The following is a 14873-nucleotide window of genomic DNA, read 5'->3' on the forward strand; positions in this document are numbered from 1 at the left end:
CCCGGCTACGGGTTGACGACGCTGACGGTCAGGACGTTGCCCGCCTGTCCGGTGACCGTGGCGGTCACGCCGTGGCCTGCCACCTTGACGCTGCCCTGCGGGTTGGCGGTGCTGTAGTAGGCGTCCGGGTTGGTGTCGTCGAACGTGGGGATGCCTGCGTTGGCCGCGGCGCACGCCGCCACGGTCTGGACGGTCTGCGTCTTGCCGCTGCCGACCAGCACCTCCTTGTGCAGGCACAGCTCCGGCACCGGCTGGATGCCGAACGTCGCGTCGAACGGCTGGCGGCGGTTGCTGGGCCTGGTGCCGTCGGGGTAGGCGAACGGCGCGGGCCGGGCGTCGACCGGCAGCGCCAGACCCGCGCCGAGGTGCTCAGAGGTGTTGTTGTCCTCCACCGAGTGGTTGACGTACCAGACCAGCATGCCGGGCCGGTACGAGAAGAACTCGACCTTGTCCGGCGCACTCAGGTTGTAGCTGAACTGGTAGGGGCCGGTGCGCAGGGTGTCGTCGTAGCCGACGTGCTGCCGGTTCTCCAGCAGGTAGTAGCGGTCGGCCGTGGTCGACGCCGTGCCGGTCGAGCGCTGCCACTGGCCCGTCGCGGTCCAGGCGCCCGGCTGCTCGACGTCGTCGGTGAGCACCGTCGTGTTGCCGGCCTTGACGACGATGTCGTCGATGAACGCGCCGGCGAAGTGCACGCCGCCGTCGGTCTGGTAGCGGAACCGGAACTGCGTCGCCGCGCCGCCGGCGGTGTAGGAGTAGCGCAGCGTGGTCCACTTGCCGTTGGACGAGCCGGTGGTCGGCTGGCCGATCTGCGACCAGGTCGTGCCACCGTTGGTGGAGTATTCGGCGTACAGGTTGTCGAAGCCGTCCTCGATGTCGTACCACGCCTTGGCCGTCACGGTGATCTTTGATGCGGCGGGTACGGCGTGCGACAGCGACTCGTTGAGCTGGTCGGCGCTGCCGGTCCACCAGGCGTACTGCCCGGAGGCGGGCGTCGTGTACGTCGTCGACGTGTTCGCCACCGGCAGGTTGACCTTGATCGCCTGGGCGTTGGCGGCGTCGGCGTCCTGTGCCGGGTCCAGCAGGATGGTGCCGCTCTGGCCGAGGCCGACCTCGCGGTAGTCGAGCCAGCCGAGGAACAGCTTCTCCTCCGGGCCCATCAGGCCGGGGGTCGTGCCGATGCCCTTGTCGGCCTCCGCGCCGTGGCCGAGCCACGAGCCGGAGCTCATCAGCGTCCAGAACGCGGTGGTGTTCTCGCCGCCGGCGGTGTCGTAGTAGTCCGGCAGGCCGAGGTCGTGGCCGAACTCGTGGGCGAACACGCCCAGGCCGCCGTTCTCCGGCTCGGTGGTGTAGTCGCCGAACCAGTAGTTCGAGTTGCCGATCCGCGCGCCGCCGGACAGGTTCTGCTGGCCGCCGACGGTGGGGCCGGACACGCCGTAGCTGGTCGCGTTGACGTACCAGCGGTGCGACCAGATGGCGTCCTCGCCCTGCGCGCCGCCGCCGGCGTCCTCGCCCTCACCGGCGTGCACGGCCTGGAAGTGGTCGATGTACCCGTCGGACTCGTCGAAGTTGCCGTCGTTGTCGAAGTCGTAGCGGTCCCAGACGTCGAACTGCGCCAGGTAGGCGTTGATCTGGTCGGCGGGCATGTTCTGCAGCGCCTGCTGGTACCAGGCGTTGCCGGTGTCCTGGATGAACGCCCAGGAGCCGCCGTTGTCCTCGATGGCGTTGTCGCCGTAGTAGGACGCGTTGTAGGGCACCTGGACCCAGTCGCTGACGGTGTTGGTCACCGAATACCTGCCGGAGGACAGGTCCTCGTAGAAGCTCTTCATCGACTCGCCGGAGCCGTTGAACAGCTGCTCGTAGTGGGCGGTGTTGAAGTCGGCGGCCCATTCCGTGGAGTTGTTCACCGACCGGTCGGGGGCGGGGATCTCGTTGTGCAGGGGGCCTGGAGCGGTGCCGTATTTGCCCGCGCTCTGGGTACCGAACTCGGACAGGATCGTGAAGATCTTGTCGGTCTTCTCGAAGGCGACCTCGACGACGTTGTCCGTCTCGGCGTCGACCGTGACGTTGCCGTTCGCGTCGATGCGCGCCTTGCCGCGGGCAACCATCTCGAGCGCGGCTTTGCGCTTGCCGAGCCACTGCTTGGTCTGCGGGCCGGGCCGGTTGTCCGCTCGGTGGGCCGCAGCGGCCGGCGATGCGCTGCCGGCGTCGCCGCTCGCGGCAGGTGCCGCACCGGCCGGCCATTGCAGGGCAGCGACTACCATCGCCGCGCCGACTGCGCCGGCGACAGCGGAGATGGTGAGCTTCCTCATCGTGTTGAACCTCCGGGGCCGAAGTTGTGAAGCAGTTTTCGCTTCACTTTTCGGAGCGTCACACAGAACGGCGAGTTCCTCTTCCACCGCCGAACCGGTCGGTCCGTGACACCGCTGTCACGATCACGTCGCCGATGTCGGCCGACGATGTCATCACCGAGGCGGCGTGCCGGGGTCAGCGACGGCGGATCGGCGTGGCATCGGCACCGGGATCGCAGCCGAGGAGCTCATCGACATCAGCGAGCGCAGGTGATGGATGACCCGACGTGACCCGATACGCGCGCTATTCGCGGCCGACCCAGGTGGCGACGCATGCCTCGTTGCCCTCGGCGTCGGCCAGGACCCACCACTTCGGTGCGTGCGCGTCGGAGACCAGGTGGCCGCCCGCGGCCAGCGCGGCGGCGATGCGGGCCGCGGCCTGATCGTGTGGGACGGCGACGTCGAGGTGCATGCGGTTGCGCTGTGGGCGCGCGGCTTTCATTTGCTGCAACCCGAAGCCCGGGCCGCGGTTCGACGGGTCGGACAGGTAGTCGTCGCCGATCTGGCGGTAGCCCAGCAGCGCCCGCCAGAACGGCAGCACGTCCGCGCCGACGAGTGCGTCGAGGGTGACATTGACGAGTTGCACGGCGCTCGGGTCGGCGGGGATGCCCAGTTCCCTGGCGGCGGCCGAGATCCGCCGGGCCAGCGCGATGTCGCGCAGTTTCAGGGTCACCGTGACGCCGGCGTGGCGCAGGTCGACGTTGAGGTACTGCTGCTCGGCTCCGTCGGCGAGCCGGCCGATCTCATCGACCAGCGCGATGCCCTCGGCCAGCGATCCGGTCCGGAAGTGGGCCGAGACCAGGTGGTAGAGGCAGCGCCAGTCCTCGACATCGTCGGCCGCGTGGAACTGCCCGGCCGTGATCTGCTCAGTCATGCCGGCGAAGCTAGCATCGGCGGCGCGATGGCAGGTGAGCCTCTATTGCCTGGCACGCATAGGTTCCGAGCTGGAACCTGCTTTCAGCAGCGCTGCGAGGACCAAGCCGGTCACCAGGCCGGCACCGTGGGAGTCGCCTAGCGTGGCCATCAGGATGGCGCCGGCCACCACGAGCGCGACGACGACGCCGCGCGCCAGGCGGGTGTCGCCCGACCGATGCGTGGCCATCCCCAGCGCGACCGCCGCCGCGCCGGCGATGGTCGCCGCGATCACCCCGGCCGCTGCGAAAGTTGCCAGGTAGAGCGCGAAGTGGGCGGCGTACAGGAAGGCGGGCAGGGGCGGCGTCCAGCCGCGCCACGTCATGACGGCGAGTGCACCGATCAGGCCGGCGACCGCGTCGGAGGAGCCGCCGCCGGTGTCGAGCGGGTGCAGTACCAGCATCAGGACCACACCGGCGAGGCCTGCCGCAAGGTACAGCGCGAGCCAGCGGATCCGGCCGAGTCGGCGTTCCACGGCCATGCCGACCAGTACGAGGCCGAGGGTGTTGTAGGCGAACTGGCCCCACCCCGACGGCTGGACCAGCAGCGTTCCCAGCAGTCGCCACCACTGCCCGTCGCGCATGATGCCGGGGCCGCGCTGCAGCGCGTCGACCACCTCCGGTGCCGCGAGCTGTGCGGCGAAGACCAGCGTGGTCAGTGCGGCGACGGCGATGGTGAGCGGGGCGGCGCGGACCGTCTGCAGCGCCCGCGCGGCCGTGCCGGGCGGGACCGCGTCGGCCGATGGCGTCGAGGGCGGGGCGGTCATGGCGCCCATCGTGCCGTATGGCCGCCAGCCGGGGTGCCGGCGGATTTCCACTCTGGACGCACAGCCAGGGCCCGTTGGCCCGGCTGACTTCGTAGGCCCGGATCCACCGCAGATCTGTCCGACCGCCGAGCTACGGTCTCTGACTGCCGCATCCGCACTTCGCTTGTTCGTCTGCCCCTTGGGCGCTCGGAGCAATCCTGCAACATCGAGGGCTGCCTTGGAGTGCGCGCCAACCCCGCATCCACAAGATATCGATGTTCTTCGCTGCAAATGCGGGCGCGATCGGCCGCGACATCGAACTTCACCGGTTGACTGCGTTCCGCGGGCTCGTCTACCGTCGCCTCGGAATGCGCTTTCCAGCGCGGCCCAGCCGGGTGACCGCAGCATGCGGCACCCGGTGCCAGGCACGTCCCATGCCGTCGCCCAACGACATGGTCCGCTCCCAGCCCGAAGGACCCACCCGATGAAACTGCTCGTGCTCTCCCGTCGGCGCGGCCGCCTCGCCGCACTGGTCACCGCAGCGGCCGCGGCCGCGCTGACCGTCATCGCAGGCACCGTACTCACGACACCCGCCAGCGCCGCGACGCTGTTCAGCGCCGATTTCGAAACCGGCGCGAGCGGCTGGTCGAAGTCCGGCGGCGACTGGACCGTCGTCGCCGACGGATCCCAGGTCTTCCAGCAGGCCAGCACGACCACCGACCGGTCCCGCCAGTTCGCCGGTTCCACCAGCTGGACGAACTACACCGTCCAGGCGCGGGTGAAGCCGCTGGCGTTCGGTTCCGGCGGTGTCGCCGCACTGGCCGCGCGGTCCAGCGGTGCCACCGTCATGTACCGGCTCGCGCTGACCGGCGGCAACCGCGTCGAGTTGCAGTACATGAACGGCAGCACCATCACGGTCCTGGCGGGCGTGTCCCGGACCGTGTCGACCGGCACCTGGTACACCCTGAAGATCACCACCAGCGGTTCCACGATCAGCGGCTACATCGACGGCACCCTCGTCGGCACCGCCACCAGCACCGCGATCGCCGCCGGTCGGATCTGCCTGTTCACCGGCTACGCCAGCGCTCGCTTCGACGACGTCAGCGTGACCGACAGCGTCACCACCCCGCCCAGCACCCCGGCGCCCTCGGCCAGCAGCGTCTCGCCGTCGCCGAGCAGCGCGTCGCCGTCGCCGTCGAGCGCGTCCCCGTCGCCGTCGAGCGCATCCCCCTCCCCCAGCGTCAGCCAGCCGCCGTCCGGCACGCTGTATGTGGCGCCCAACGGCAGCGCGAGCGCGGCCGGCACCCTGGCGAGCCCGACGACGCTCGCCTCGGCGATCACCCGCGTGACCGCCGGTGGGACGATCTTCATGCGCGGTGGGACGTACAACTTCTCCGCCACGGTCACCGTCGAGACCGGCAACAACGGCACCTCGAGTGCCCGGAAGAAGATCTCCGCGTACCAGGGCGAGACTCCGGTGCTGAACTTCTCCGCCCAGGCGGAGGACCCGGCCAACCGCGGGCTGGCCGTGAACGGCAACTACTGGCATGTCTACGGCGTCGTCGTCGAGCGGGCCGGTGACAACGGGATCTTCGTCGGTGGCAGCAACAACATCTTCGAGCGCACGATCACGCGGTTCAACCGCGACACGGGCCTGCAGCTGTCGCGGACCCTGTCGACGACGCCGCAGAGCCAGTGGCCGGCCAACAACCTCATCCTGAGCGCGGAGTCGCACGACAACGCCGACTCCGACGGTGAGGACGCCGACGGGTTCGCCGCGAAGCTCACCGTCGGTTCCGGCAACGTGTTCCGCTACGCGGTGTCGCACCACAACATCGACGACGGCTGGGACCTGTACACCAAGACCGACACCGGCCCGATCGGTGTGGTGACCATCGAGGACTCCATCGCGTTCAACAACGGCACGCTCAGCAACGGCGGCCAGGCCGGCGCGGGCGACCGCAACGGCTACAAGCTGGGTGGCGAGGACATCGGCGTCAACCACATCGTGCGGCGCAACATCGCCTTCAAGAACGGCAAGCACGGGTTCACCTACAACAGCAACCCGGGCTCGATGACGGTGTCGAACAACGTCAGCATCGACAACGCCGAGCGCAACTTCTCGTTCGACGCGGGCACCTCGGTGTTCCGCAACAACACCTCGTGCCGTTCAAGCAGTGGCACGAACGACCGCATCATCGGCAACTCCGACAGCTCGAACCAGTTCTGGTCCGGCACGAACGGATCGCGGTGCGCCGGCCTGAGCGGTGCCCTGGGCTGGTCGTTTGCTTCCGACGGCCGGCTGGTGGTGACGCTGGGCGGCTCGGTGGTCACGCCGTAGCCTCCGCTGGGGCAGGGCCTTCGGTCACGTGTGCGGCGGTCGCCGCAGGCGTGACCGGAGGCCCTGCCCGTCTCGGATCAATCCGTCGCTGAGCCGCTACCAGCGGTTGCGGGCTTCTTCGGCCCAGCCGACCAGCCCGTCGAGGCTCGTCTTGGTGCCGTCGTCGGTCCTGGCCCAGCCGGTAAATCGGCCGAAGCACTGGTGCGTCTCGTTCGCGACGATGCCCAGGTTGGTCCGGGCGACCTTCTCGTGGAAGGGATGGAACTGCGCGTCGACGCGTTCGCCGCTGATCCGCCACGGGCGCAGCCAGTCCGACCGGTCGTAGCTCCACCGCAGCTCCTCGCCGATCTTGTGCAGGCGGCCGTCGACGAACAGCCCGTTCTCGGTGACTCCGGTGCCGTCGGTCCACCTGCCGCCCAGCTGGATCGCCCGGCCTGGGGCCGCTCCCGCCGCCCAGTTCCACGTGATCGCGTACGGCCACCTGCCGCGGCCGTGGTCCAGGACCGCGAACGCGTCAGGCCCGCCGATGTCGTAGGTGCGCCCGTGCAGCACCAGCGTGCCGTGGACCGGCCGGCCGACGTCCTTGACGGTGTACTGGAACCGCGTGCTGCTCCACGGCACGACCACGCCGAGCGACTCGTGCCCGTCCGGCATCGGCACCTGCACGTCCAGCTGTACGTCGCGTGCGGTCGCGTGGATCGTGGTGCCGTCGGGGCGCTGCCCGATCCTGATCTCCAGCCCGCCGCCGCGGACCGACGCCTCGCCGTCGCCGCTGCGCGGGGGCAGCTGCACCGCGCGGGCCAGTGGCACCACCGCGTCGGTGACGGTCTCCCGGCCCGTCGCCCGGTCCAGCACGTAGACACCGTGTACGCCCGCGTAGTCGAGCGACGACGCGACCAGGCCGACGATGTGCTCCGGAGTGACGATGCCCCAGTACTCCCAGCGCTTGGTCCGGCCCCAGCCCCGCAGGTTGGCGGTGTGCAGCGGACGGCGGGTCCAGCCGACCGCGGCCGGGTTGAGCCGCCCGTCCGGCAGGCACAGCTCGACGGGGGCGGTCAGCTCGGGCTCGTGGGTCATGCGCGCACGATAGCGCCAGGATCTGTGCGCTTGGCGGCGGATGGAGCGGCTACAGTGCCGTCCCATGAGCATCCGGGTCTACCGCCATGCCGTCATCCACACCGGCGACGATCGCCGTCCCCCTGCCCAGGCCCTGGCCGTCCGCGACGGGCTCGTCCTGGCGGTCGGCTCCGAGGCGGACGTGCGGGCGGCCACCGGGGCGGCGGCGGAACTCGTCGACCTCGACGGCGCCGCGGTCATCCCCGGCCTCTACGACGCGCACATCCACACCGCCCAGTACGCGCACAGCCTGACCACGGTCGACCTGGCCGGGACCCGGTCGCTGGCCGAGGCGCTGACGAGGATCGCCGACCACGCCGCTCGGCTGCGCCCGGGCCAATGGCTGCTGGGCGGACGCTGGAACAGCAACGTGTGGGATGTGCCGGTCCAACCCGACCGGCACTCGCTCGATGCGGTGTGCCCCGCCAACCCGGTGGCACTGCCGACCGTCGACGGCCACACGACCTGGGTGAACTCGGCCGCGCTGCGGCTGGCCGGGATCGACGCCACGACCGTCGACCCGATCGGCGGGCACATCGTCCGCGACGACCGCGGAGAACCCACCGGGATCCTGCGGGAAACCGCCGCGCATCCGCTCAGACCGTACACGGCCGCCGAAGACCTGGGCAGCCTCCTGCGTGCCGGTCAGGAAAGGCTGCTGGCGCTCGGCATCACCAGCGTGCACGACATCGACGGCGAGGACTGCCGCGCGGCATACCAGCAGATGGCCGCGGCCGGGGACCTGAAGCTGCGGGTCCACAAGGCGATCCGGCTGGAGCACCTGGAAGAGGCGATCGAACAGGGCCGCCGCACGGGACAGGGCGACGACTGGTTCCGCACCGGCCCGGTCAAGGTCTTCAGCGACGGGGCGCTGGGTTCGCACACCTGCCACATGAGCCGGCCGATGACCGGCGGCGATCAGGGGATCGCGGTCGTGCCCTACGAGGAGATGGTCCGCCTGTTCCGGACCGCGGCACAGGCGGGTGTCGCGATCGCCACCCACGCCATCGGCGACCAGGCCAACCATCTCGTGCTCGACGCGTACGAGGCCATCGGCCCCACCCCGGGCCTGCGGCACCGGATCGAGCACGCCCAGCATCTGCAGCCGCGGGATCTGGCGCGCATGGCCCGGCTGGGCGTGATGGCATCGATGCAACCCGTCCACTGCACCAGCGACCTCGATCTCGTCGACACCCTGCTCGCCGGACACGAGCTGGCCTCCTATGCCTGGCGGGGGATGCTCGACGCGGGAGTCGCGCTGGCCTTCGGCTCCGACGCCCCGGTGGAGGACCCCAACCCGTTCCCGGCCCTGTACGCCGCGGTGACCCGGACCCGGCCCGACGGGCGCCCGACCGGCGGATGGCAGCCCGAACAGCGCATCAGCATGACCGAGGCGATCAGGGCGCACACCGTCGGCGCCGCGTACGCCGCCGGAGAGGAGACCCGCAAAGGAGTCCTCGCGCCGGGCATGCTCGCCGACTTCATCGCGGTCGACACCGATCCCTACCGACAGTCGCCGCAGGCGGTCCTACGGACCCGTGTCCTGACCACGGTCGTCGGCGGCGACATCCGCTGGCAGACCGGCTGAGCCACACCGCCGGGAGGTGCCCTGCCCACGACGGTCTGCATCTACCAACTTCCCGGCCGGTACCCAGGCCGAACGCGGCCCGCTACAGTGCCCGATCATGGACGCCCTCATCGTCTGCGTATGGATCTGCGTCGCCGCGTGCGCCGCGACCTGGCTCGCCTCCCTGGTCACCGGCGAGCATTCGTGGGTGGACCGGATCTGGTCGATCATCCCGGTGGTGTACGTCGGCGTCTTCGCCGCCGCCGCCGACTTCGCCGACCTCCGGCTGAACGTGCTCGCGGCGCTGGTGCTGCTGTGGGGCACCCGGCTGACGTTCAACTTCGCCCGGCGCGGCGGGTACGCCCCCGGCGGTGAGGACTACCGCTGGCCCATCCTGCGCAAACGGCTGTCCCGGTGGCAGTTCCAGCTGTTCAACCTGCTGTTCATCACCGTGTATCAGAACATCATCCTGCTGCTGATCACCCTGCCGGCGTACACGGCGCTGACCCGCCCACGCCCGTTCGGCGCGGTCGACGCCGCGCTCACGGTGGTCTTCCTGGGGCTGCTCGCCGGGGAGACCGTCGCCGACCAGCAGCAGTGGAACTTCCACCGGCGCAAGCACGCCGACCTGGCCGCGGGCCGGCAGCCGCAGTCGCGGTTCCTGCGCACCGGGCTGTTCCGGTACTCGCGCCACCCCAACTACTTCTTCGAGCAGGCCCAGTGGTGGGTCGTGTTCGGCTTCGGCGCCGCCGCGGCCGGTTCGCTGCTGCAGTGGACGGCCGTCGGCCCGGCGCTGCTGACCGCGCTGTTCATCGGCTCGACGATGTTCACCGAGAGCATCACCCTGTCCCGCTACCCGGAGTACGCCGACTACCGGGCGTCCACCTCGCCGATCGTCCCCTGGCCCCCGCGGCGCGGCGCATCCCGCCCGGCCGACCTGGCCTGATCGCCCATCGAGCCGGACCAGAGCATCGATCTCGTGCAAGACCGGGCTGAGGACCTACGGCTGAACCGGCAATCACCAAGGACTTGACTGGGACAAAGGTCGGGATGGCCCATTCGGCCATCCCGACCTTTTCTCAAGCCCCGAAGTCGCCGAGCAACGGGATCAGCCGAGCCCGCGCCTCGTCCAACCTTTGCCCATACGAGTCTTGGAATATCTCGACCAGCTGGGTTTCCAGGCTTCCTGCGATCCGCAGCAGTGGCGACCAGGCCGCACGATCGTCGACCACCGCCGCAAACTCCGCTGAGACCATCCGACGGTCAAGCCAATCGGATAGAACGATGGCCTGGTCTCGAGAGAGTGTGATGGATATGTCGCCGTCAGCCATCGGCTACTCCCCGCGCTAAAGTACGCCATAGGTTAGCAGGTAGTGGAGCTGGGCACCCTCTGATTTCCATCCTCCAAGGTACTCCCCTACGTTCGGGCCGTGCGCCACGAAGGACGCGTGCAGCCCGGTGTGCGGATTCACGTAATGGACCGCGTCGATGGAATTGCGCCACCTTCCGGTGATCCGGATGGTGTCCGGGTGCTTGACGAGATGCTCGATGGCTCGGATGAAGAGTTCGCCATTGGCTTTGTTGAAAGGACCGATGACGCCGAAGTCCTCGGCATGCATGATCCCCGCATCGCTCGGCCTCATGTAGTGATGCGGGAGCGCTGATGCGCTCATCCAGAGCGAGCCGCAACCAGGGCCGGTGTTGTGCACCAGGATCGGGGTGCGACCGGCCACGACGTAGTAAGTGTGGGTGTCGGCGACGGAGAGGTCGTGCATCACCGCCGTCCCGCCATATGCACGCACTGCCGTGACAGTGGCCGTGGCTCCGTCCAATGCGTGCAGACGGTGACCGGTCCCCAGATCAGCGGCATCGGTCCACTCGTTGCTGGTGACATCCAGGAACGGGTGCGTGCTGGTCGTGCGCACCGTGCTCACGTCGCCAGCACCGTTGCTCACGTCCACCTCTGCCAGGTCGGTGTCGATGTTGCGCCAGACATGCGTCACGGGCTTGCTGGTGGTGTGCCCGGTGGCAGGGTCGGTCGTACGCACCAGATCGCCGACTCGCACCTCACTGATGGAGCGGCGGCTTTCATCCGCCATCACCACCAGAGTGGTGGGATCGAAACTGTGGTCACAGAGCGACAGCCCGTTGAGCCGCATCCGCACCAGGTTGAGTGCCTCGAGCTGAGCCTGGGCCTTCTTTCCGGCTTGGGCTGACAGGTAGGCCGCTTTCACCGCCGTGAAACCCACACTGAGCAGCTTGCCGATGCCTGCCAGAACGAGTGCCTCGAGGGCGATGGTGCCGAGGTTGAGCAGGGTCTGGGCAAGCGTCTGGTCACCTTGGACGAAGCTGAACACCTCGATGCTGACCTCGCCGATGGTCAACAGGATGCCGGCAACCGTGCCGCAGACAACGGTGAGCACGCATGCTATCCCGGCCCCGGCCCCGGCCACGAGCAGCAAGGCGGTGGCGGCCTTGACCCCCTCGGTGATCAGCGTCATCTTCTGCATGCCGAGGAAGTTGGGGTCCAGCACGGAGTGGATGCAGTTCTGGTAGAACTGGCTGCCTACGGGGAACGGGGTGCAATAGGCCGCGTTGGTGTAGGCACGGGTGGCCAGCTCCGCCGGGTCGGCGATGTAATTGGCCGCGCAGACCTTGCTCCACTCACTTTGAGTGCCCAGCAACTCTTCCCACCCGGCGGTGGGAGGCTCAACGTACCCATTGGCGCAGGAATAAAGTTGCTGCACACGCGCAGCCTCATACAACCCATAGGCCTGCGTGGCTGCCGCCATGGCGGCTTCGGCATTCTGGCCGGCGGCGATTGCGGATTCGTATGCGAGGGTGGCGGACGCATGGGCTTCCTTGGCCGCGTCGACGGCTTTGCCGTGTGACGAGATCGCCCAGACTGCCGAGCGCACTGCGGCGTTGGCGGACGCGTTGGCTCGCGTCGCTGCGGTGCGTGCGGTCTGCACCGCCGCTGCCGCCTTGTCGACCGAGGTCGCCGCGCTGTTGGCGTGGAGGGCCGCTTCGGCGGCATAGCCCGCAGCCCGGTTGGCCGAATCCAGAGCCTGCTGGGCATAAGCGCCGGCGGCTTGGGCGTCATCACGGGCCTGGGCGGCCATGGCTTGTGCTTCAAGCGCGTTTTGTACGGCGAGCTCGGCGACCTCGTTGGTCTTCTGCAGCAACCCACCGACGATCGCGAGGTGGACCGACGCCTCGTGGTCACGGGCGGCTGCCGTGTACCGGCCGGTGCTCAAGAACAGGCGCAGCCCGGGCGGTGGCCCGTCCAGAGCGATCTGTGCAGCGGCTTTGACCTCGGGCCCGCTGTCGGGGTGGGCGAAGATCTGGTTGACCATGACCCGTTGCCCGATCGCGGCCGCGGTGTACTGCCCGGTGTCGAGGAAGTCGCGTAGGGCCGGCAGCGTTTCGGCATTCAGCGCCTCTTGTGCTTTCTGCGCCAGGACGACATCGCCGGCGGTGTGCGCCGAGGCCAGGATCTGGTTGACCTTCATCCGGTCCTGGGTGTACCGGCCCGGATAGTTCTGCGTTCGCAGGAACGTCGCCACCGCGGTGTCGCTGCCGGTCAGGGCGGTGATCGCAGCGGTGCTCAGTGCGGCGTTCTCGGTGACGGCCAGGTTCGCCACCGCCTGTCGGTTGTCCAGAGCGGCAGCGACCGCGACGCCGGTGCGGGCGAACTGCAGAACCTGATCGTCTGTGCCGCTCAACGCGGCCAGGCCGGCCTGCTGTGTCCATGCGCTCTGGACGACAGCAAGGTTCAGCGCGACCTGCCGGGCAGCGACGACAGCGTCTGGCCGCGGGGTGGCCGGGTTCTGCGCGACGGCTAGGAGCTGGTTCGTCGCGGCATCACGTTTCGCCGCCTGATCAGCGTCCCAGTCGGCTTGGCGCAGCTGCGCCTCGTACTCGACATTCGCGGCCCGTACGTTGTCCAGGACGGAATCGCGGGCTGCCGCCAGACGTGCGGCATCGGCGGTGCGGGCGGCCTGGAACACTCCGGTGGCTTGGATGGCGGCGTCCACAGCGGCCTGGGCTGCCACGGTCGCGGCGTTGGCGTTCTCGGTCGCGCGTTGTGCGGCCTGCCCTGCCTCACCGGCATGCTCAGCGGCCTCGATCGCGGCTCGTGCAGCGGCCTCGGCATTGGCTGCGGCCCGCAGTGCCGCATCGCGGGCCTTGAAGGCCGCGTCGATCGCGACGTTCAGGTAGGCCTCGGCCGCCTGCGCCGCGGCCAGGGCTCGATCGGCCAGGGCCCGTGCCCTGGCCGCTGCGGCGATAGCTGCTTTGGCCTGGGCACCAGCGGCGTTGGCGTGGCGGACCGCAAGGTCATTGGCAACGGCGGCGAGTTTCGCGTAGCTGGCGGCCGCCTTTGCCGCTTGCACCGCCTGCAACCCTGCCTGGATCGCCTTCCCTGCCTGATCTGCCTTCGCGGAGATGTCGCGTGCTTGAGCGGCGAGCGCGTTGGCCTCATCCGCAGCTCGGCGCGCGTCAGCTGCCTTCGAGGCATCCGTGGACGCCCAGGCGGCGGCCCGGTGCGCGATCGCCGCCGCTCTGCCGGCTTTGGCCGCCAACGACGCCGCGCGTGCAGCGGCAGTCGCTGCGGTACGAGCCGCACGGGTGGCCGCCGCAGCCGATTCGATCGCCACCTCCGCCGCGGCGGCCGCATGCTCGGCAGCAGTGGCGGCCCGCTGCGCCTGCACTTCAGCTTCCTCGGCATTGCCTTGCGCTGCTTCGGTTGCTGCGGCCGCCTCATCCGCCGATGCCCGGGCGGCGTCGGCTGCCTCGCGGGCCTTTTCAGCCTGGGCGGTCGCCTGGCGGGTCTCGACGGCGGCGAGTTCACCGGCCGCCTGCGCCTGTGCCAACAAGTTGGCGATGGTGGCGGTTTCGTCATCGCGAGCCGAGGTCACCGCCCACTCGTAGGCCAGGAACGCCTCCAAGGCCTCAGGCGTGCCGGCGTCCAGTGCCTTCTGGCCTGCGGCGCGCACCTGCGGACCACCGGTGGCCATGGCCTGGTTGATCCGCAACCTCTGGTCGGTGTTCCACTGCACCTGCCAACCAGACTCCAGGAACGTCCGCAACCCTTGTGGATTCCCGGCGTCCAGCGCGGTCTGCGCCACCTGGCGCACCTGGTCGCCGCCCGCGGCCATCAACTGGTTCACCGACACCCGCGTGTCGATGTCCGCCGGGCCCTGCCAGCCACTTGTCAGAAACGTCGACAGCGCATCGGGATCGCCGGCGGCATCGGCTGCCAGCGCAGCTCGGGCCGTCGCACGCAGCGACGGTCCACTGTCATTCATCGCGTTGGCGATGCCGTCGCGTCGATCGAGACGCTCTGCCTGCAGCCAACTGTCGGTGAGGAACGCCGAGATCTGAGAGTCCGAGCCGAGCAGTGCCTTCTCGGCCGCCGCACGCACCTGCGGACCACCGGCACGCCACGCTGAGACCACCAGCGAACGATCGGCGAAAACCTGGTCCTCGGCCGCCTCGGCCGCCGGTGCCTTGACAAAGCTCGTCAGCAGCACCAACGCGGTCAGCGCTGCGATCATTGATCGTCGGCGCCACCTGTCCGTCAGCAGTGAACCAGCCCTGACCGAAACCACTCCACGCGCAAACGACCGCATGGCAGTCACCCCCGTAACCGCTCGACCTGCTGAACCAGACCCGGTCCAACGACAGGGCTGGATCATCACACAACCCGTCGACACTTACAACCGTTGACTGATTTCGACATCTACATGTCTAGATCATTCGTATGGCGTCTTCGACGTTGCGAGGTCAGGGTTGCCCGCGAAGCAGCTGCCCCCTGGCCTGGAACGCAGAAGTCGAACCCGC

The 14873-nt window shown here is 69.2% G+C and carries 9 protein-coding genes; 3 read left to right on the forward strand and 6 right to left on the reverse strand.

Features of this window, described 5'->3' with window-relative positions; all coding sequences use genetic code 11:
- Nucleotides 1-5: 5 nt before the first annotated feature.
- The 3 genes from FLL47_RS35105 to FLL47_RS43300 all read right to left on the reverse strand — a co-directional run bounded on the left by FLL47_RS35105 (nucleotide 6) and on the right by FLL47_RS43300 (nucleotide 4026).
- Nucleotides 6-2309, reverse strand: a complete 2304-nt coding sequence (locus tag FLL47_RS35105; protein ID WP_144126959.1) for an immune inhibitor A domain-containing protein — start codon at nucleotides 2307-2309, stop codon at nucleotides 6-8.
- Between the two features lie 283 nt (nucleotides 2310-2592).
- On the reverse strand, nucleotides 2593-3222 hold the full coding sequence (locus FLL47_RS35110; RefSeq protein ID WP_144126960.1) for a VOC family protein: 630 nt from the start codon (nucleotides 3220-3222) through the stop codon (nucleotides 2593-2595).
- Between the two features lie 42 nt (nucleotides 3223-3264).
- Entirely contained in the window at nucleotides 3265-4026 is a 762-nt protein-coding gene (locus tag FLL47_RS43300) for a rhomboid family intramembrane serine protease (protein ID WP_186316086.1), read from the reverse strand.
- A gap of 463 nt (nucleotides 4027-4489) precedes the next feature.
- On the opposite strand from FLL47_RS43300, the gene FLL47_RS35120 reads away from it, so the two are divergent.
- On the forward strand, nucleotides 4490-6346 hold the full coding sequence (locus tag FLL47_RS35120) for a LamG-like jellyroll fold domain-containing protein (protein ID WP_144126962.1): 1857 nt from the start codon (nucleotides 4490-4492) through the stop codon (nucleotides 6344-6346).
- A 96-nt stretch (nucleotides 6347-6442) separates the two neighbouring features.
- On the opposite strand, the gene FLL47_RS35125 is transcribed toward FLL47_RS35120, so the two are convergent.
- Entirely contained in the window at nucleotides 6443-7423 is a 981-nt protein-coding gene (locus tag FLL47_RS35125; protein ID WP_144126963.1) for a DUF2804 domain-containing protein, read from the reverse strand.
- Nucleotides 7424-7487: 64 nt separating this feature from the next.
- Here FLL47_RS35125 and FLL47_RS35130 point away from each other — a divergent pair, with 64 nt between their 5' ends.
- Nucleotides 7488-9050: an amidohydrolase gene (locus tag FLL47_RS35130; RefSeq protein WP_144126964.1), complete on the forward strand. Its 1563-nt coding sequence runs from the start codon at nucleotides 7488-7490 to the stop codon at nucleotides 9048-9050.
- A gap of 97 nt (nucleotides 9051-9147) precedes the next feature.
- Nucleotides 9148-9975 (forward strand): DUF1295 domain-containing protein, encoded by an 828-nt coding sequence (locus tag FLL47_RS35135; protein WP_144126965.1) that lies wholly within the window; start codon nucleotides 9148-9150, stop codon nucleotides 9973-9975.
- A gap of 133 nt (nucleotides 9976-10108) precedes the next feature.
- On the opposite strand, the gene FLL47_RS35140 is transcribed toward FLL47_RS35135, so the two are convergent.
- On the reverse strand, nucleotides 10109-10360 hold the full coding sequence (locus FLL47_RS35140) for a hypothetical protein (protein ID WP_222106340.1): 252 nt from the start codon (nucleotides 10358-10360) through the stop codon (nucleotides 10109-10111).
- 15 nt (nucleotides 10361-10375) lie between these two features.
- A complete protein-coding gene (locus FLL47_RS35145; RefSeq protein WP_186316087.1) occupies nucleotides 10376-14587 on the reverse strand; it encodes a polymorphic toxin-type HINT domain-containing protein in 4212 nt (1403 codons plus the stop codon).
- Nucleotides 14588-14873 lie beyond the last annotated feature (286 nt).

Source organism: Catellatospora sichuanensis (assembly GCF_007483665.1).
GTDB classification, from domain to species: Bacteria; Actinomycetota; Actinomycetes; order Mycobacteriales; family Micromonosporaceae; genus Catellatospora; species Catellatospora sichuanensis.

Coding starts and splice junctions, on each gene's coding strand:
- FLL47_RS35105 (WP_144126959.1), bottom strand. CDS start 2,309: ATGAGGAAGCTCACCATCTCCGCTGTCGCCGGCGCAGTCGGCGCGGCG.
- FLL47_RS35110 (WP_144126960.1), bottom strand. CDS start 3,222: ATGACTGAGCAGATCACGGCCGGGCAGTTCCACGCGGCCGACGATGTC.
- FLL47_RS43300 (WP_186316086.1), bottom strand. CDS start 4,026: ATGACCGCCCCGCCCTCGACGCCATCGGCCGACGCGGTCCCGCCCGGC.
- FLL47_RS35120 (WP_144126962.1), top strand. CDS start 4,490: ATGAAACTGCTCGTGCTCTCCCGTCGGCGCGGCCGCCTCGCCGCACTG.
- FLL47_RS35125 (WP_144126963.1), bottom strand. CDS start 7,423: ATGACCCACGAGCCCGAGCTGACCGCCCCCGTCGAGCTGTGCCTGCCG.
- FLL47_RS35130 (WP_144126964.1), top strand. CDS start 7,488: ATGAGCATCCGGGTCTACCGCCATGCCGTCATCCACACCGGCGACGAT.
- FLL47_RS35135 (WP_144126965.1), top strand. CDS start 9,148: ATGGACGCCCTCATCGTCTGCGTATGGATCTGCGTCGCCGCGTGCGCC.
- FLL47_RS35140 (WP_222106340.1), bottom strand. CDS start 10,360: ATGGCTGACGGCGACATATCCATCACACTCTCTCGAGACCAGGCCATC.
- FLL47_RS35145 (WP_186316087.1), bottom strand. CDS start 14,587: ATGATCGCAGCGCTGACCGCGTTGGTGCTGCTGACGAGCTTTGTCAAG.